15 protein-coding genes and 1 pseudogene are annotated in these 18,185 nt (G+C 73.0%); 4 read left to right on the forward strand and 12 right to left on the reverse strand.

Going from position 1 to position 18,185, the window contains the following annotated elements:
- Positions 1-3 precede the first annotated feature (3 nt).
- Complete coding sequence (locus tag ACZ5DS_RS32290; protein WP_468245568.1) at positions 4-450, reverse strand: Lrp/AsnC family transcriptional regulator; 447 nt, start codon at positions 448-450, stop codon at positions 4-6.
- 94 nt (positions 451-544) lie between these two features.
- On the opposite strand from ACZ5DS_RS32290, the gene ACZ5DS_RS32295 reads away from it, so the two are divergent.
- Complete coding sequence (locus ACZ5DS_RS32295; RefSeq protein ID WP_468245570.1) at positions 545-1,018, forward strand: rhodanese-like domain-containing protein; 474 nt, start codon at positions 545-547, stop codon at positions 1,016-1,018.
- Between the two features lie 23 nt (positions 1,019-1,041).
- Positions 1,042-1,566, forward strand: a complete 525-nt coding sequence (locus ACZ5DS_RS32300) for an immunity 21 family protein (protein ID WP_468245573.1) — start codon at positions 1,042-1,044, stop codon at positions 1,564-1,566.
- 106 nt (positions 1,567-1,672) lie between these two features.
- Here ACZ5DS_RS32300 and ACZ5DS_RS32305 read toward each other — a convergent pair whose 3' ends face one another.
- From ACZ5DS_RS32305 to ACZ5DS_RS32320, 4 genes are all read right to left on the reverse strand, one after another.
- Positions 1,673-2,908, reverse strand: a complete 1,236-nt coding sequence (locus ACZ5DS_RS32305) for a cytochrome P450 (RefSeq protein ID WP_468245576.1) — start codon at positions 2,906-2,908, stop codon at positions 1,673-1,675.
- 53 nt (positions 2,909-2,961) lie between these two features.
- On the reverse strand, positions 2,962-4,350 hold the full coding sequence (locus ACZ5DS_RS32310; RefSeq protein WP_468245578.1) for an NAD(P)/FAD-dependent oxidoreductase: 1,389 nt from the start codon (positions 4,348-4,350) through the stop codon (positions 2,962-2,964).
- Positions 4,340-4,582 (reverse strand): ferredoxin, encoded by a 243-nt coding sequence (locus ACZ5DS_RS32315; RefSeq protein ID WP_468245581.1) that lies wholly within the window; start codon positions 4,580-4,582, stop codon positions 4,340-4,342. Before ACZ5DS_RS32315 ends, ACZ5DS_RS32310 begins: the two co-directional genes overlap by 11 nt.
- A 155-nt stretch (positions 4,583-4,737) precedes the next feature.
- Positions 4,738-5,385 (reverse strand): hypothetical protein, encoded by a 648-nt coding sequence (locus ACZ5DS_RS32320; RefSeq protein ID WP_468245583.1) that lies wholly within the window; start codon positions 5,383-5,385, stop codon positions 4,738-4,740.
- Between the two features lie 140 nt (positions 5,386-5,525).
- On the opposite strand from ACZ5DS_RS32320, the pseudogene ACZ5DS_RS32325 reads away from it, so the two are divergent.
- A pseudogene (locus tag ACZ5DS_RS32325) lies at positions 5,526-5,615 on the forward strand (SDR family oxidoreductase); the annotation flags it as partial.
- A 30-nt stretch (positions 5,616-5,645) separates the two neighbouring features.
- Here the strand turns inward: ACZ5DS_RS32325 and ACZ5DS_RS32330 are convergent.
- Complete coding sequence (locus ACZ5DS_RS32330) at positions 5,646-7,337, reverse strand: DUF885 domain-containing protein (RefSeq protein WP_468245585.1); 1,692 nt, start codon at positions 7,335-7,337, stop codon at positions 5,646-5,648.
- A gap of 33 nt (positions 7,338-7,370) precedes the next feature.
- Positions 7,371-7,874 carry an Lrp/AsnC family transcriptional regulator gene (locus ACZ5DS_RS32335; protein WP_468245588.1) on the reverse strand — a complete coding sequence of 168 codons (504 nt, stop codon included), beginning with the start codon at positions 7,872-7,874 and terminating at the stop codon, positions 7,371-7,373.
- 59 nt (positions 7,875-7,933) lie between these two features.
- On the opposite strand from ACZ5DS_RS32335, the gene ACZ5DS_RS32340 reads away from it, so the two are divergent.
- Positions 7,934-9,151 (forward strand): trans-sulfuration enzyme family protein, encoded by a 1,218-nt coding sequence (locus ACZ5DS_RS32340; RefSeq protein WP_468245591.1) that lies wholly within the window; start codon positions 7,934-7,936, stop codon positions 9,149-9,151.
- Positions 9,152-9,210: 59 nt separating this feature from the next.
- Here the strand turns inward: ACZ5DS_RS32340 and ACZ5DS_RS32345 are convergent, their stop codons facing one another.
- The 5 genes from ACZ5DS_RS32345 to pdxR all read right to left on the reverse strand — a co-directional run bounded on the left by ACZ5DS_RS32345 (position 9,211) and on the right by pdxR (position 18,173).
- On the reverse strand, positions 9,211-10,659 hold the full coding sequence (locus tag ACZ5DS_RS32345; RefSeq protein ID WP_468245593.1) for a GNAT family N-acetyltransferase: 1,449 nt from the start codon (positions 10,657-10,659) through the stop codon (positions 9,211-9,213).
- Between the two features lie 148 nt (positions 10,660-10,807).
- Positions 10,808-13,471: a DUF7824 domain-containing protein gene (locus tag ACZ5DS_RS32350; protein WP_468245596.1), complete on the reverse strand. Its 2,664-nt coding sequence runs from the start codon at positions 13,469-13,471 to the stop codon at positions 10,808-10,810.
- Positions 13,468-14,871 (reverse strand): SWIM zinc finger family protein, encoded by a 1,404-nt coding sequence (locus tag ACZ5DS_RS32355; protein ID WP_468245598.1) that lies wholly within the window; start codon positions 14,869-14,871, stop codon positions 13,468-13,470. Before ACZ5DS_RS32355 ends, ACZ5DS_RS32350 begins: the two co-directional genes overlap by 4 nt.
- Positions 14,872-15,033: 162 nt before the next feature.
- Positions 15,034-16,620, reverse strand: a complete 1,587-nt coding sequence (locus ACZ5DS_RS32360; RefSeq protein ID WP_468245601.1) for an alkaline phosphatase D family protein — start codon at positions 16,618-16,620, stop codon at positions 15,034-15,036.
- 119 nt (positions 16,621-16,739) lie between these two features.
- A complete protein-coding gene (gene pdxR / locus ACZ5DS_RS32365) occupies positions 16,740-18,173 on the reverse strand; it encodes a MocR-like pyridoxine biosynthesis transcription factor PdxR (protein WP_468245603.1) in 1,434 nt (477 codons plus the stop codon).
- Positions 18,174-18,185: the final 12 nt, after the last annotated feature.

The following is an 18,185-nucleotide window of genomic DNA, read 5'->3' on the forward strand; positions in this document are numbered from 1 at the left end:
GCTTCAGCGTCCGAGGGGCCGCCGGGGCAGAGGCGAGGAGTACACCACGCTCGTGGTCACCGAACCCAGCGCGCCGATCCGCCCGGAGATCTCCTCCAGATGTGCCATCGACCGCGCGGCGACCTTGATGACGAAGCAGTCGTCACCGGTCACGTGGTGGGCCTCCAGAATCTCCGGGGTCGCCGCGACCAGATCGTGGAAGGGCTTGTAGTGGCCGTTCGGGTAGCGGAGGCGGACGAACGCGAGGATCGGCAGGCCGAGGCGCTCGGGGTCCACGACCGCCGCGTACCCCTGGATGACACCGGCCTCCTCCAGCCGGCGCACCCGTTCGGTGACGGCGCTCGGTGACATGGAGACGGCGCGTGCCAGTTCGGCGTAGCTGGCCCGGCCCTCGCGCTGGAGGACCTCGAGGATGCGCCAGTCGGTGGCGTCCGGGGAATACACGGTCATCCCGGATGGATAGCAGGGAAATCCCCGGCCGATCAAGGGGAACCCCGGGGATCGCCCCTTCAGGGTCCGGGCCGGTGGCCATAGATTTCTGACCATGATCACCAACACCGTGAACCCCGTTCTGCGGAACGCCCCCGCCGCCCCCGCCGAGGCCGCCGCCTATTTCCGGGCCAGCCTCGCCTTCCACGCCGACGTCTCCGACGTGGCCGCCGCGCTCGCCGCCGACGGCGACCCCGGCTTCGTCGTCGTCGACTCCCGCTCCACCGAGGCCTGGGACCAGGGGCACATCCCCGGCGCCGTGCACCTGCCCACCGCGCTCATCCCCGAGCAGGCCGAGCAGCTCCTCGACAAGTCCGTGCCGGTGGTGACCTACTGCTGGGGCCCCGGCTGCAACGGCGCCACCCGCGCCGCCCTCGCCCTGGCCGAACTCGGCTACCAGGTCAAGGAGATGCTCGGCGGCTTCGAGTACTGGGCACGGGAGGGCTTCGCGTACGAGACCTTGGAGGGGGCGGCGCGCCGCGACACCGATCCGCTGACCGCACCCGTGGCAGGCGAGTGCGGCTGCTGACGCCCGCCGTGTAGGTTCTGCCCATGGCTCGATACGCGGATCCAGGCGCGCTGGAGTGGGTGGAGTCGGGCGGCGGCCCGCTGATAGCCGTACCGGAGACGGTGCTGCCCTTCTGGGCGGGGGCCGACAGCGAGGAGCTGGCCACGGACTACGACCGCGCCTGCGAGGTCGACGGGTACATCGGCCTGCTCCCGGTCGGTGACAGCGCGGCCCTCGTCTTCGGAGACGAACCCGCCTCCACCTCCTACCTGCCCGAGCACGGCACCTTCGTGCGCTGGTCCGCCGCGAACTCCGAGAGCGAGCTGCTGGCCCAGATCCCCGCCGCGCTCGACGCGGCCGTCTGGCACCCCGAGGTCCGCTGGAACGTGCCGGGACCGGTGGTGCTCTTCGACTCGGCCTGGCCGGGCGGCGCGGCGGAGGGCGCGGAGCACCTGCGCGTCCCGCTGGAACCCGGCCCCTACGTGGTGCGCGCCGCCTACGCCCAGCCCGGGCCGGAGACCTGGGTCGGCCTGGTCCGGCTCAGCCGGCTCGCGGACCGGGTGTATTGACCCGCGGCGTTGTGCACGCGGGTGACGGGTGGCCGGCCGCCGAGTGCAGGCCCCGCGACTCCGGCAGGATCCGCCGGACAGGCCCTGACCAAGCTGCCGCCGACGGTCAGTGCACGGCGTCGAAGGTGATCTTCAGATGGCGCGGGCCGCGCAGCACCGCGTTCTGCCGGTAGGGCGGCGGGTCCTCGACCAGACGGGGATTCTCCAGCCGCCGGACCAACTCGGCCAGCGCGATCTGGGCCTCCAGCCGGGCCAGCGGAGCGCCGAAGCAGCTGTGGATACCGCTGCCGAAGCCGAGGTGCTGGATGTCACCGCGATCCGGGTCGAAGCGGTCGGGGTCCTTGAACCGCTCCGGGTCCCGGTTGCCCGCGGCCAGCACGAGCCAGATCCGCGACCCCTTGGGGATGGTGACACCGCGTACGGTGATGTCCGCGATGCAGGTGCGCTGCGGCACGAGCTGCACCGGAGGTTCGTAGCGCAGCAGTTCCTCGACGATCTTGACGGACAGGCCCGGGTCCTCGCGCAGCCGGTGCAGGTACTCCGGGTGGCGCAGCAGCGTGAGCATGCCGTTGGTGATCAGGTTGACCGTCGTCTCGTGGCCCGCGATCAGCAGCAGCACCGAGGTGGCGAGCACTTCCATCGTCGTCATGGCGCCGTCCGGACCGTGGCTGGAGACCAGGTCGGACAGCATGTCGTCGCGGGGTTCCTTGGTGCGTGCTTCGACCAGCCCGGCCAGGTACATGCCGAGCTGCATCCGCGCCTCCTGCGCCTCTTTCTTGGACACGCTGTCGGCGCCGGTGCGCGCGTCCGGGTCCAGGCCGGCGACGATCGGGTCGACCCAGGCACGGAAGCGCGGCTCGTCCTCGCGCGGCACCCCGAGCAGCCGGCAGATGACCGTGACCGGGAAGGGGTAGGCGAACTGGTCGACCACGTCGATCTCCCGCGCGTCCCCGAAGCCGTCGATCAGAGCGGTGACGATCTGCTCGAGTTCGCCGCGCATGGAATCGATCCGGGTGGGCCGGTGCGGCGGGCCGAAGGAGCTGTTGGCGATCCGCCGCAGCCGGTCGTGCTCCGGCGGGTCGAGCCGGATGAAGCTCGGCGGCAGTCCGGTCTGCTCGGCATCGGACAGCTCGTCGTCGCCCGCGGCGGCGAGGTTGGCGGCGTCGGAGCTGATCCGCGGGTCGTGGAGCAGGCTCTCGATGTCCCAGTACGAGCTGATGACGTACGGACCGCCCTCCTCCTCGCGCAGCACCGGCGTCTTGCGGAGCTCCTCGTACAACGGATACGGGTCGGCGCGGTTCGCGTAGTCGGTGATCTGACTCAGGAGCGAGGCGTGCGTCATGAGGGTCCTTGGGGCGTGGAGGTCCGTGGCATGAGGGTGGTGGCCGGTGCCGGTCAGTGGGCCGGGGTGAAGACCAGCTGCCGGTCGGTCGGTGAGTATCCGGTGAGGGTCACGGTCGGGCCGTGGGTCGGCAGGGACGGGTCGGGGAAGTCGGCCGGGACCGGCTTGCGGCCCTCCGGACGGCGGTCCACCGTCGGGTACTCCACCGGGAACGGCGCACCCCGCTCGATCTCCCGCTGGTAGAACTCCAGCCACCGGGTGTTGTCGAAGCTCACGGCGGCGATGGCGCGGCCCTGGTAGCCGTACACGCCGACGAAACGGCGTTCGGCGAGCGAGCCCTGCGTGATCATGATCTCGTCGCCCATGGGCGGGACGCCGACCGACTTGATGTTCACACCGAACATCGACGACCAGAAGGCGGGCACCCACAGGTGCGGACGGCGCTCGCTGCCGGGGCTGATCATGTTGTGCGCGGCGACCTCGGCCTGGGCGACGGCGTTGCCCCAGTGCTCCAGCGAGAGGAACTGGTAGCCGAACAGCGCGTGCGGCGACCGCGCCACGTCGCCCGCGACGAAGACGTCGTCCGTCACGATGCCCCGGAAGTCGAAGGCCCGGCAGCCCGCGTCGCAGGCGATGCCCCGGGGGCCCGCGCCGAGCCCCGACCCGGTCAGCCACTCGGTGTTGCGCTGCGAACCCAGCGAGACGACCACCACGTCCGCCTCCACGACGCTCTCGTCGGACAGGTGCACGGCCCGCACCCTGCCGACCGAGTCACCCTCCAGCGCGGTCACCGTGACCCGGGTGCGCAGATCCACGCCGTTCTCGGTCTGCAGGTCGGCGGCGACCGCGCCGACGATCCCGCCGAGGGCGCCCACCAGCGGGGCACCGGCGCGCTCCGCCACGGTGACCTGGAGGCCCATCTCCCGGCAGGCCGAGGCGACCTCCGAACCGGCGAACCCGGCGCCGATGATGAACACCCGGCGCGGCCCGGCCTTCAGCCGCCGGTACAGCTCGGCCGCGTCGTCACGGGTGCGCAGCACGAAGACGCCGTCCAGCCGCGCCTCCGACTCCTTCGGCCAGGGCCGGGCGCGCACACCCGTCGCGATGAGCAGCCGGTCGTACTCCACCTCGTCCCCGTCGGCCAGCCGGACCCGCTTGGCCGCCAGGTCGAGACCCGCCGCCGCGACGCCGAGCCGCCACTTCGCGTCGATCTCCCGACGGTGGGGCAGCTCGGTGTGATGCGCGGACGCCTTGCCCAGCAGGACGCCCTTGGACAGCGGTGGCCGGTCGTACGGCTCGTACGGCTCGTCACCGATCAGGGTGAGTTCACCGGCGAAGCCCTCGGCGCGCAGGGTCTCGGCGGCCCGCAGACCGGCCAGCGAGGCGCCCACGATCACGATCCGGCCCTCGCGTCTGAGCCAGTCCACGTAGTCAGCGGCCATCGGAGGCCTCCCGGCCGGACGCGGCAGGCTCCGCCGTGCCGTCCAGACCGTCGGCCGTGATCGCCTGCACCGGACAGGCCGCGACGGCGCGGGCCAGCCGCTCCCGCTGCTCCTCGTCCGGCCGCGGGTTGTACACCAGCGACTCCTCGCCGTGCATGGCGAAGACGTCGGGCGCGAGGAACGCGCACTGCGCGTACCCCTGACACTTGTTGAGATCGACGACGAGCCTCATCGACACCCCGCCCTTCCGGGGCCAGGTCCGGTGCACACCACGGCGTTCCGCGCGGACATCTCCGGACGGCGGTCAAGTCCCGCTCGCCAGCATGGACGCGGCGACGGGGGCCTCGCGCGCGGGGCCACGCCGTTCGGGTGACCGGCCCCGCGGAGTCATGGCGAGGCCTCGGCGCTCGACCTGGCGCGGCCGGCCGCCACCAGGATGTGGACGCTGAGCACCATCGACCAGGCGGGGAAGACCAGCTCCGCCCAGGGGACGTTCGACGAGACGAACAGCAGCGTCAGGGCGGTGAGAAAGCCCAGCATGCTGAGCCAGCGCGGCAGCACGCCGAGGCGGTGCCCGATCACCGACATGGAGCACACGAAGACGGCCGCCATCCGCATCGCGTACCCCGTCATCAGCGTGTACGCGAAATGGCGGCCGAAGTCCCAGGCGGACAGCCCGGGACTGGCACCGGAGGGATGCCCGACGGCGAGCACGGCACCGGCCGCCGCGGCGGCGCCGAACATGGTGGCCGTGAAGACCAGTCCGCTGCCGAGGAAGACGGTGGCGAGGAACTTGTCCTCGACGGCCCCGACGTGGGCCCGGACGGCGCCGACGAACCACAGGAAGAAGATGCCGGCGAACGGTACGAGCGCGAGGGCCGTCTGCACCGCGCTGCGCCGCCCGGCGTCCGTGAACCCCTGCGCGGTGGCCGCGTCGGCCCCTTCGGGAATCCCCAGCCGGATCAGCACGATCGCCGCGGCCAGCAACAGCGCGAACACGACTCCGGCCAGCCCGGCGGCCCGCGGCGTCTCCATCGATTCCTGCCCCGGCCCCGGGCCCTTTGCCTGCATGTCCGGCCCGCCTCTCCCATTCAGCCTCCGGCACCAGCAAGCCGCCTCCCCGCTGGCTCCGCCACCGGGGGAGTCCGTACGGTCGAGGGGAGTGTTGGGGGCTGGGCCTGGCCGACGACCCGGCCCGGCTCATCGCGTGGCTGGCCACGGACGAGGCGGGCCGGGTCACCGGTGAGGTCGTCAACTCCGAGGGGGTGGCTTCCGGTGTTGAGACCCGGTGGAGGTCAGAGCCGGGACAGCTCGTCGACGAGGTCGTCCAGGCCCAGGGAACCCTGGGACAGGGCCGCCATGTGCCAGGCCTTCAGGTCGAAGGCGTCGCCGTGCCGCTTGCGGGCGTTGTCGCGGCCGAGCAGCCAGGCCCGCTCGCCGAGCTTGTAGCCGATCGCCTGGCCCGGAATCGTCAGGTACCGGGTCAGCTCGCTCTCCACGAAGTCCGCCGGGCGGCTGCTGTGCGCCCCGAAGAACTCCTCGGCCAGCTCGGGCGTCCAGCGCTCACCCGGGTGGAAGGGCGAGTCCGCCGGGATCTCCAGCTCCAGGTGCATGCCGATGTCGACGATCACCCGGGCCGCGCGCATCATCTGCGCGTCCAGGTAGCCGAGCCGCTCCTCCGGCTCGGTGAGGTAGCCCAGCTCGTCCATCAGCCGTTCCGCGTACAGCGCCCAGCCCTCCGCGTTGGCGCTGACCCCGCCGACCGTGGCCTGGTAGCGGGAGAGGTCCTTGGCCACGTGCGCCCACTGCGCGAGCTGGAGGTGATGCCCGGGCACGCCCTCGTGGTACCAGGTCGAGACGAGATCGTAGACCGGGAAGCGGGTCTGCCCCATGGTGGGGAGCCAGGTGCGGCCGGGGCGCGAGAAGTCCTCCGACGGGGCCGTGTAGTACGGGGCCGCCGCACCGCCGGGCGGGGCGATGCGCGACTCCACCTTCCGTACCCGCTCGGCGAGTTCGAAGTGCGTGCCGTCCAGATCCTCGATGGCCCGGTCCATCAGGCCCTGCAGCCACTCGCGGACCTCGTCGACGCCCTCGATGTGCCGGCCGTGCTCGTCCAGGTGCGCCAGCGCCACCCACGGCGTCTCGGCGCCGGGCAGGATCTTCTCCGCCTCCTGCTTCATCTCGCCGAGGATGCGGTGGAACTCCGACCAGCCGTACGCGTACGCCTCGTCCAGGTCCAGGTCGGTGCCGTTGAAGTAGCGGGCCCAGCGCGCGTACCGCTCGCGGCCCACCGTGTTCGGGGCGCCCTCGATGGCCGGCGCGTACACGTCCCGCATCCAGTCCCGCAGCTCCACCACGGCGGCGGTCGCCGCCCGGGCCGCCTCGTCCAGCTGGGTGCGCAGCGCGTCCGGACCGGCGGCCGCGAAGTCCTCGTACCAGCCGCGGCCCTTGCCGTCGGTGTCCGACCACTCGGTGAGCTGATCGACGAAGGTCGCGGTCGGCCGCGGCGACGCGTACAGCTTGCGCTCCAGACCGAGCGCCAGGGACTCCCGGTAGCCCGCGAGCGCGGCCGGCACCGCGCGCAGCCGCTCCGCGATCGCCGCCCAGTCCTCGTCCGTCTGCGCCGGCATGACCGTGAAGACGTCCCGCACCGAGTGGCCCGGGGTGCTCATGTTGCCGACCGCGCGCAGATGCTCGTCGGCCTCGTGCACGGCCAGCTCGGCGGTCAGCCGCTCGCGCAGCAGCCGCCCGCAGCGCCGCTCGACGTCACTGTCCGCGCCGGGCTGCCGCTCCGCCTCGTCGAGCCTGGCGAGGGTGGTGCGCGCCAGCTCCGCGAGGGCCTCCTGGCCCTGCGGCGAATAGTCGGGCAGCCTGCTCGAACTCTCCTTCACACCGAGGTAGGTGCCGGTGACCGGGTCGAGGGCGATGAGGTCGTCCACGTATGCGTCGGCGACCTGGCGGGGCAGCAGGCTCTGGATCTCAGACATGCCGCCCATCCTCATACGCGGACTATCCCTGCGTCACCCAGGTATCCCGGATTCAGCTCTGGGCGTGGCCGGTGGCAGCAGCGGCCCGCAGTCCCACTGCTGGAAGATCAACCGGGTCTCCACCCGGGCCACTTCCCGGTGCGCCGTGAACTCGTCCAGAACCAGCCGCTGCAGATCGGCCATGTCCGCGACGGCCACATGCACCAGATAGTCGTCGGGACCGGTCAGATGGAACACGGTCCGTGACTCCGGCAGCGCCCGGATCCGCTCCACGAACGGCCCCACCAGCTCCCGCCGATGCGGCCTGACCTGCACCGACAGCAGGGCTTCCAGTCCGCGCCCGAGCTTCGCCGGGTCCAGCCGCAGCTGATGGCCGAGGATCACTCCCGCGCGGCGCAGCCGGGTCACCCGGTCCAGACAGGTCGACGGCGCCACGCCGACCTGCGTGGCGAGATCGCGATAGGTGGTCCGGGCGTCGTTCTGCAGCAGCCGCAGCAGATGAAGATCGACCGGATCCAGTACGACAGATTCAGCCATTGGCCGAACGTAGCACGGTGTTCGATTCTTATGACCCGTCCGGTGTTCAACCTTCCGCCATGGACACAGCGAGCACAGGTGCCTACGACGACGTACGCACCGCCCCGAGAGCACTGGCCACCGAGGCCGTCCACGCCGGCCGCGACGACCTCGCCCGTCAGGGCCTGCACGCCCCGCCCATCGACCTGTCCACCACCTATCCCTCCTACGACAGCCGCGCCGAGGCCGCCCGCATCGACGCCTTCGCGACCGACGGAGCCGACCCGGCCGGGCCGCCGATCTACGGCCGCCTCGGCAATCCGACCGTCGCCCGCTTCGAGACCGCCCTGGCCCGGCTGGAGGGCACCGAGTCCGCCGTCGCCTTCGCCAGCGGCATGGCCGCGCTGAGCGCCGTCCTCCTCGCCCGCTCGGCCGAGGGTCTGCGGCATGTCGTCGCGGTACGGCCCCTGTACGGCTGCAGCGACCACCTGCTGACCGCCGGGCTCCTCGGCACGGAGGTGACCTGGACCGACCCGGCGGGCATCGCCGACGCGCTGCGCCCCGACACCGGTCTGGTGATGGTCGAGACCCCGGCCAACCCGACCCTCGCCGAGGTCGACCTGCGAGCCGTCGCCCACGCCTGCGGCTCGGTCCCGCTGCTCGCCGACAACACCTTCGCCACGCCCGTCCTGCAACGCCCCGCCGAGCAGGGCGCCCGGCTGGTGCTGCACAGCGCCACCAAGTACCTCGGCGGCCACGGTGACGTGCTGGCCGGCGTGGTGGCCTGCGACGAGGAGTTCGCCGGGCAGCTTCGGAAGATACGTTTCGCCACGGGTGGTGTCCTGCATCCGCTGGCCGGCTATCTGCTGCTCAGGGGACTGTCCACGCTGCCGGTGCGGGTCCGGGCCGCCTCCGCCAGTGCCGCCGTACTGGCCCGCCGGCTCGCCGCCGACCCGCGCGTCGCCCGCGTCAGCTATCCGCGCCTGGGCGGCGCGATGCTCGCCTTCGAGGTGCACGGCGACCCGCACGAGGTGATCTCCCGGGTCCGGCTGATCACCCCGGCGGTCAGCCTGGGCAGCGTGGACACCCTCATCCAGCACCCCGCGTCCATCAGCCACCGCATCGTGGACGCCGACGACCGGCGCGGCGCCGGAGTCAGCGACCGGCTGCTGCGGATGTCGGTCGGCCTGGAAGACGTCGACGACCTGTGGATGGACCTGGACCACGCCCTGGGCGAGCGGACCCGGACGCCGGTACGGCTCCAGGAGGCCATGGCCCTGCAGGAAACCGCAGGCTGACGGCCGCCCGTACGGCGGCGGCCCGGCACCGGGGACCGGGCCGCCGCCCTACGGCGACCTCAGTCGCGGCGGGCCGCCCCGCCCAGCCGCTCCGCGCCGCCGTCGGACGGCGGCAGCACCGCGACCGGGGCGGCCTCCAGACGGGCCGTGATGACGAGCGTGCCCTCCTCGATCTGGTAGTCCAGCGGCAACCCGAGACCGCGCATCGCGGCGACCATCCCGGTGTTGGAGGCCTGCGTCACGGCGTACACGCTCGCGCAGCCCGCCTCCACCGCCATCGCCACCAGCCGGACCAGCAGCTCGGCGCCGATGCCGCGCCGCTGCCAGTCGTCCTCGATCAGCAGCGCCACCTCGGTCTCGTCGCCGTCCCACAGCAGGTGCCCGAGGCCGACGATGCGGCCGGAGCTGGTCTGCGCGGCCAGCGTCCGCCCGAAGCGCGGGCTGAGCAGGTGGTTCAGATAGCGCTCGGCGTCGCCGACGGGACCGTGGTACCGCATGCCTAGCGTGCGCTTCGAGCACCGCTCGTGCATCGCCCGGGCCGCCGCCAGGTCACCGGTGTCCACCCGGCGCACGGTGATGTCGCTGCCCTCGGGCAGCGTCAGCACGTCCTGGCCGCGCGGAATCCGCGGACCGAGCCGGGTGTCCAGCTCCACCAGGGCCCTGGCCCGCGCGAACTCGGTCGGCGTGAACGGCAGATACGGCCGCTCCACCAGGAGCACACCGCCTTCCGGCGCCCGCAGCCGCATGACGGTGTCCTCGAGGACCCCCTCGACCGGCACGGGCTCCGGTCCGCGGCCTCCGCCGACCGGCGTGGCGGGCAGCGAGCGGATCGTGCACCTTCCCAGCAACTGCCGTAGGGCCAGCGGCAGTTCCGCCGCGTCCAGCGCGGTGCGCGCCGCGAGGCCGAGAACCCGGGTGGGGGCGTCCACCAGGTCGTGGGCGTCGGCCCGCTCGATCCAGGTGGACACGCCACCGGCGAGCGAGACCGCCCGGGTGATCTCGGTCGCCGTCAGCGCCTCGGGCGCCCGCAGCAGGAACTCGTCGACCGTGCCGTCGGCCAGCGGGTGCGCCTGCAGGCTCAGGATGTCGACCCGCCGCCCGGCCAGCGCCGTGCACAGCGCGGCCAGCGAACCGGGCTCGTCCCGCACCGTCGTCCGCATCCGCCACAGCGCGCTCGCCCCGGTCACGTCCTGCGCCGACGCGTCCGGTTCCGGCGAGAGCCCGGCCTGCCGCGGCACCGCGGCAGGCCGGGCACCGGTATCCTCGGTCGGCGGTGCGTGGCCGTGGCGCCGTGCCCACCAGGTGTGGAAACCTGCCGTCGCGGCCAGCACGATCGCCGAGATCACCAGCAGTGCCGGACCGCCGGGCCCGTGCCCGATCAGGTTCGCCACCCCGTCCGCGACCGTGACGGCGGTGAACAGGGCGGCGAGTTCGACGAGGTCGCGCCGCCAGTGGTGCACGGGCCGTCCGTGCTTCGTCCGCGTCACCTGAGACATGTCTGGAGTCATGCAACCACTGTGGAGGAGCGGTGTTGCGTGATCACGAACGACTTGTGTCCGACGAGTAAAGCATGCTTCCGCCCTCTTCGTTGCGTTTTCTACCGTTGGCAGGTACGGATATCCCGGCCGTTGATGGGTGCGGCCCGCCAGGTCCGGCTCAGGCGGCCACCTCCACTCCCAGGGCGTCCCGCAGCCGCCGCGCCTGGGTGACCAGACGGGAGGAGCCTGCGCGTGCGGCGGTCTCCGCCAGATGCGGCACATCTCCGCGGGCCCCGGACCGCTCGGCGCACTCCGCCGCCACAGCCAGCAGATCCCCGAGGCCCCGGGCCGCCACGGCCGCCGCCTCCGGGCGGGCGGTCGCAAGACCGGCCAGCGGAACGGGCAGGGCGTGCCGGAGCATCTCCCACATCGTCGCGTTGGCCCCCGTGGCCGCCGCTGTCCGCGCCGACTCGGCCAGCCGCTGCGGCTTCACCGCACCACGCCCCACCAGCTCGCCCAGATCCGTGCCCAGCCGCGCCGCGTCGAGCTGTCCCCGCGCGGCGAGCACCAGCAGGGCGTCCACGGCGGCGAGCCGGTCCTCCTGGTGCCGCGCACCGAGCCCGTACGCCACGCACAGGTGGACGGCCTCCCCCGCCTCGCCGCCCGCCTCGGCGAGCAGCGGAAGGACGGCGGCGCCGCGGTCGTCCTCCACGGCCGTGTCGGCCAGGTCGGGCAGCAGCCGCGCCGCGACCAGCTCCCGTCGCTCCGGGAGCACGGCGAGCCAGTGCGGGCGTATCGCGTGGTTCCAGTGGTTGCAGCGCCAGCGGTCGGTGAAGACGGACGTCGGGCGGCCGAGCCGGTGGAACTCCTGCGGGAATCCGTGCTGCAGCTCGATGAGTTCGGCCAGCTCCAGGAGGATCCGCACGCCCTTGGTGCGCCGCCGGGCCTCGGGCAGGGTGTTTCCGGCGCTCAGCCAGTGGGCCAGCCGTACCCCCTCCGGAGTGCCGAGCGCCCTGGCCCGTCGTGCCGCCTCCTCGGCCGCCGCACGGTCGTCCCTGCGTACCCGCAGCAGCGCCTGGGCGAAGTCGGTCGCGCAGACCCGGGCGTCCAGGCGCCGGTACTCGGCCAGGCGGTCCACCAGCTCCTCCGGCTCCAGCAGGCCCGTGCTCCAGGTGGGCGTGGCGAGGAGCAGCGGCATCGGATCCGTGCGCAGGCGGTAGGCCACTTCGCGGAGCCGGGCGTCGAAGACCCGGGCGAGCCCGCTGTGTGCGCACTCGTGTTCCTGCGGTCCCTGCCGCATCGCCGCGTGGAGCGTGGCCGTGGTCACCTTGCCGTGCAGGGTAACGAAGAGGAGGTCGAGGCCGTCCTGGGCGTCGAGGAGACCGTAGCGGGTGTTGCTGAACAGGTCGTCCGTGCGCGGCCACTGGCGGGGTTCGTCCTCGACCCACCAGCGGTTCGCTATCACTGGTGCCAGCGCCTCGCGCAGCCCGTCCGGATCCTGGTACGCATGGCGCACCAGGCCGTCCAGCGCCCGCTCGAACGCAGCCACGTCACCGCCGGCGACCAGCAACGCGCCCAGTTCCTCTGCCAGTTCCTCCGCCGTCGACGGCGCCGACTCCACTCGCACCGGCTCCGGGGCGGGCGGCAGCACCTCCTCGAACATCTCCTCGGACCCGACAGCGGCGACACCCAGCGCGGCGGCCGCCCGCGCGCGCAGCGCCGGGACCAACTGATCGGCGGTGCCGACGAGTTCGTCACGCACCTCGGTGGAGTCGAGCCTCTTCACATGCCGTTCGACGAGCTTGAGCGCCCGCTCCTGCACCTGGGTGTCCTCGTGTCCGAACGCCTGGGCCACGACCGGCAGCAGCTCCGCCGCCGTGGCGGGGGCACGGGAGAGCACCTTGCCGAGCAGGACCAGCTGGGCCCGTACGAGTTTCTTCTCCCTGCGGAACAGCAGCCCTTCGGAGGCCTCGGCCAGCTGCCGCGTGGTCAGGTCACCGTCCAGCGCCAGGGCGGTCAGCACCGCCTGTGCGTGGGAGGCGACGGGGGAGGCCGCGTCACGGGCCAGCGCCGTCCAGTCAGGGATCCGCGCCTGCCCCTCCTCTCGGGTGAGTGTGAGTTCCGTGAGCATGGGCAGGAAGATCCGGTGGTCGGTGGGGCCACCGCCGCGCAGCAGCCGGGCGATGCAGGCGTCGACCAGGAAGGTGCGGTCCAGGAAGCCTTCCCGGGCCAGTTCCGCCAGGGCGCTCTGCCACGAGCCCGGTCCTTCGCCCAGCAGCCAGCGGACCTCGCTGACATCCGTGAGGGTGAACAGCCCGCCGACCAGCGGGGCGAGGTGCGGCTCGCGGCGCAGCAGATCGGCGGCGTCCTCACGGCGACAGCTTCGGTTGCCGATGTGCCGGACCCAGCCGATCACATACGCGTCCGTCACCGGCACCTCGCACCCCGACCGGCTCACCAGACCCGCCATCAGGTCGTACGGCACCTGCGCGGACACCGGTCGCTGGGCCAGCCGGAGCGCCACATCGGCCAGCCAGCCCGTGTCCCGGTCCTCCAGTGCCCGCAGGAGTGACTTCGTGGGCGCCTGTCGCCACCGTAGGTCGCTCGCCGCGAGCCAGGCGGCGGCAGCCGCAGCTCCTGTGTGGCAGGCGGCGCCGGCCAGGTGCAGCGCCGGGCGGATCTTCTCCGACCGGTCCTCCCACGGTGGGACGGCCCGCAACTCCTTGCGCAGCTCCTTCAACTCCGGCAGGCAAGCGCGCCGTTCGGCCGGTGTCATGCCCTTCACCAGCCGCAGCGTCTCCGCCGTACGCCCAGCCTGTACCGCCTCCATCAGCGCAGTCATCGCATACCCCCGTCGATCGCCATGTCCCGTTCCACCGCGGCACCCCGCCGCGCCATCCGCACCGCCAGCGCGTGCTTGCACGGACCGCGCCCGCCCCGGTACTTCGCCCACCACAGGCAGCTGCAGGTGAGCACCCCCGCCTCGTCCCGCACCCGGTGCACATGTCCGTCCTCGGCGGTCACCGTCGCCAGCGTGCCGTCCAGGGTCACCGCGCCCGCCGCCACCAGCGCCCGGGCCGAGCGCAGCCGCGGATTGTGCCTCTCGACGCGCTCGGCGTCGTAGGGCAGCTCCCGGTGGAAGTAGGCCGCCTCCGCCGTGTCGTACCCGACGCGGCCCGAGGTGCCGAGGCGGACCAGGGCGGCCCGCACCCGCTCGGGCGTGAGGCCCGAGGCGTCCGCGAGGTCGGCCACGTCGATGCGGGGTTCCCACGCCAGCAGCACGGCGATCAACTCGGCGTCCCCGGCTGCCTCCTCGGTGGCGAGCGCGTCCAGGACCCCGCCCTCGCCCGAGAAGCCACGCGAGGCGTCCGGCGACAACGTGAGCGTGAGCCGCATGCCGGGCAGGACGACCTCCCAGGCGGCGGCCGTACTCGCCGCACCGCCGACCGTGGGGCCGTACACGCGCAGGGCCGTCGCATGGCGCAGTACGCGCTGCAGTGCGGCCAGTCGCTCCGGACCCGGCAGGCAGACAGCGCCCGGCACCGCGCGCGTCGTGGGCCGCAGCCCGCGCCCCACGGGCACCACCCAGCCTGGTCCGCCTGCGACCCGCCGTGCCCCGCTCGCCCTCGGCAGGCTCCGCAGGAACCGCACCGCCTCGCCCGCCGGCAGCTCCGCCCGCAGGTCGAAGCCGGCCGCGATCACCTGGGCCTCGGCGAAGCCGCGCAGCCACCGGTCGGGCAGCGGAACCTTCTTCTCCACCACCGGGCCGTCCAGCGTCGTGACAGCCAACTCGTCCGGGCCGACCCGCAGATGGAGCGGATCGTCCGTGCCGAGCCGGGACAGGGCCTCGCGCAGCGGGTTGTTGACGTCGACGTTCGTCGTCCCGTGCCCCACCTCGCCGCCGTCCAGGCCCGGGGTGAGCACGTCCAGCCGTGCGTACACCCCGCCGCAGCCGGAGAAGGACTCGAAGCGCAGCCGGTCGCCGTTGCCCGTCACCACCGGGTCCAGCGAGGCGCGCAGCTGCGGCTGGTAGTAGCGCGCGGCCGCCACGTCGGCCACCGCCAGCAGCGCCGCCGCAGCCACCTGGGGCGAGGTCAGAAAGCCCGCGAAGAACCGCGGATGATCCTCGACACCCGTGGGTGTCGCACCCCGGGACGTTTCCAGTCCGAGCCGGCGTCTGTCCGCCGCGGACTCGAGTACGGAGGGTCGCCGATAGGCTACGGCCTGCAGTGATCGCGTCATGGGAAAACCGTAGAGGCGACCACTGACAATCGGCCTGACCTGCGAAAACGCCCGTCGGACGGGAGAGTTGGCGGGCGCGGAACCGTGCCGCGCTCCGGGGGATGACGCCGGTGCGCGGCACGGCTTTCGAGCGTACGGGACCCCGTGGCCCCGCGGTGCCGCCTACTGGCCGACGCGGCCCGGCTGCAGCGTCTGGGTGAACAGCACGGTGCCGTCCTGCTCGCGCAGCCGTACCGTCAGCTCGGCGCTGTCGCCGTCGATGTCGACCTCGCCGAAGAACTGGTAGCCCCCGGCGGGCGAGACGTTCGACGCGGTCGGCGCCTTCACGAACACCCGCTCCGGACCGAACGTGTTGTCCAGCGCGTTGGCCGGGAACGCGCCGGCGTTCAGCGGACCGGAGACGAACTCCCAGAACGGCTCGAAATCGGTGAAAGCGGCCCGCGCCGGCTGGTAGTGCTGGGCCGAGGTGTGGTGCACGTCCGCCGTCAGCCACAGCGTGCCGGTGATCCGCTGGTGCTTGATGAAGCGCAGCAGCTCGGCGATCTGCAGCTCACGGCCCAGCGGGGCGCCCGGGTCGCCCTGCGCGACCGCCTCGAAGTTCGGCTTGCTCTCCATCGGGTCGGGCACCACGAGCCCGAGCGGCATGTCGGCGGCAATCACCTTCCACACCGCACGCGACCGGCACAGCTCCCGCTTGAGCCACTCCAGCTGCTCACGGCCGAGGATGCCCTGCGGGTCCACGGTCTGGTTGTCGGGCGAGTTGGCGTTGCGGTAGGTGCGCATGTCCAGCACGAACACGTCCAGCAGCGGGCCCTGGTGCAGCACGCGGTAGACGCGGCCCTCCTCCGCGCCCGGGCGCAGCGTGGAGATCGGGAAGTACTCGCTGAACGCCCGTCGGGCGCGCGCCGCCAGCACGTCGATGCTCTTCTCGGTGTACCGGGTGTCGGTGGAGGCGATCACCTCGCCCGGGTACCAGTTGTTGCGCACCTCGTGGTCGTCCCACTGGATGACGAACGGCACCTGGGCGTTGAACCGCCTGAGGTTCTCGTCGAGCAGGTTGTAGCGGAAGTTGCCCCGGTACTCGGCGAGGGTCTCGGCGACCTTCGCCTTCTCCTCGGTGGTGATGTTCCGCCAGGTGCTGCCGTCCGGCAGGGCCTGGGTGGCGGAAATCGGGCCGTCGGCGTAGATGTTGTCGCCGCTGCACAGGAAGAAGTCCGGGTCCAGCTTCGCCATCGCGTCGTAGATCCGGTAGCCGCCGAGGTCGGGGTTGATGCCCCAGCCCTGGCCGGCCAGGTCGCCCGACCACAGGAACCGCACACCGTCGCGGCGGTGCCGGGAGACGGTGCGGAAGGTACCGGTCACGGGCTCACCGGTGCGGCGCGGGTCGTCCGGGTCCGCGAGCAGCACGCGGTAGTGGATCTGCTCGCCGGAGGGCAGGCCGTGCAGCCGGGTGGTGCCGGTGAAGTCCGTCTCGGCGTCCAGCACCGGGCCGTACCATCTGCGCGGGTTGCGGAACGACTCGGTGGCCGAGGTCTCCACGACCATCCGGGCCGGCCGGTCCGAACGCACCCACACCAGGCCCGAGTCGGCGGTCACGTCGCCCGTCTGCACGCCCCAGCCCGCCTGGGGGCGCCCGGAGAGGGCGAACGCCGGTGCCGCGCCGAGGCCGGCGGGCAGGGTCAGGGCCGCCGACGCGGCGAGGGAGCCGCGCAGCACGCTGCGGCGGCCGGGGAACGGACGGTGGGACATGGCTGCGCCTCCAGTGAGGGGATCCGGCCGGTGTGCAGAGCCACACCTACTGGTGCGCTGCGGCGCACACGCAAACCAGAAGTGAACAACGGTTCGTCGCCCCAGGGGGACGAATCCGGTCAGCCGGTGAGCCCCTCGGCCAGCAGCCGTACCCCCGCACGGATCCGGGCCGGCGCGAGATGCGCGTACCCCAGCACCAGCCGCACCCTGCCGTCATCACCGGTACGCGCATGCGTGCAGGCACTGAGCGGGCGTACGGCGATCCCGGCGTCGGCGGCCCGCTCCAGGAAGGTCTCCTCCGGGCCGTACCGTTCGGGCAGTTCGGCGATGGCATGCAGACCCGCGGCGATCCCGGACACCCGCGCCTCGGGGAAGTGCTCGGCCAGGGCGGCGACCAGGGTGTCGCGCCGCTCCCGGTAGGCGCGCTGGCAGCGGCGCAGTTGGCGGTCGTAGTCGCCGCGCTCCAGGAAGTGCGCGAACAGCGCCTGGTCGAGTGAGGGATGGCCGAGGTCCATGGTCCGCTTCCGCTCCACGACCTCCTCCGTCAGGCCTGCGGGCACGAGCAGCCAGCCCAGCCGCAGGCCGGGAGCGAGGGACTTGCTGGCCGAGCCCATGTAGGCGACGCGTTCCGGATCGAGGCCTTGGAGGGCGCCGACGGGTGCGCGGTCGTAGCGGAAGTCCCCGTCGTAGTCGTCCTCCAGTACCAGGCCGTCCACCGACCGTGCCCAGTCCAGCAGTTCGGCGCGCCGCGCCGCGGAGTACGCGATGCCGGTGGGGTACTGATGCGCCGGGGTCGTCACCACGGCCCGGGCGCCGGACGCGCGCAGCGGTTCGAGGGCCAGGCCGTCCTCGTCCAGCGGCAGCGGTACGGTGCCCAGGCCGGCCGCCGCATACAGACCGTCGTGCTGCGGACTGCCCGGGTCCTCGACCCCGATCGTGCGCATCCCGCGCGCGTGGAGCACGGATCCGACCAGGGCGCTGGCCTGGGCGACACCGGAGACGACCACGATCCGCTCCGGGTCGGCCACCACGCCCCGGCGGCGGGCGAGCAGTCCGGCGAGCGCGGTGCGCAGCCGGGGCAGCCCGCGCGGGTCCGGGTAGCCGAGGTCGTGGTGCGGCAGCTCGGCCAGCACGGCGCGCTGTACGGCAGCCCAGGCGGAGCGCGGGAACAGCGACAGGTCCGGCGTTCCCGGGACGAAGTCGGCCCGGGTGCCGGGGGAGCGCGGAGCGAGGTCGCGCGCGGGGGGCCGGGACGCCCGTACCGCGTCGCCCACCCAGGTTCCCGCGCCCCGGCCGCTGCGCAGGTACCCCTCGGCCGTCAGCTGCTCGTACGCCTCCGTGACCAGGCCGCGCGACACGCCGAGGTCGGCGGCCAGGTCCCGGCTGGACGGCAGGCGCGTGTCCGGCGCCAGCCGGCCCGAGCGGATCGCCTCGCGCAGCGCGGCCTGGAGGGCACGGCCACGCGCGCGTGCCGGTGCCGAGGCCGCGGGCAGCAGCAGTTCCCACGCGGAGGAACCCGCAAGACCGCCTGGACTGGTCCCCGATGACGTCATGGGAGTGGACCT

It is taken from the genome of Streptomyces sp. NPDC031100 (assembly GCF_055570785.1).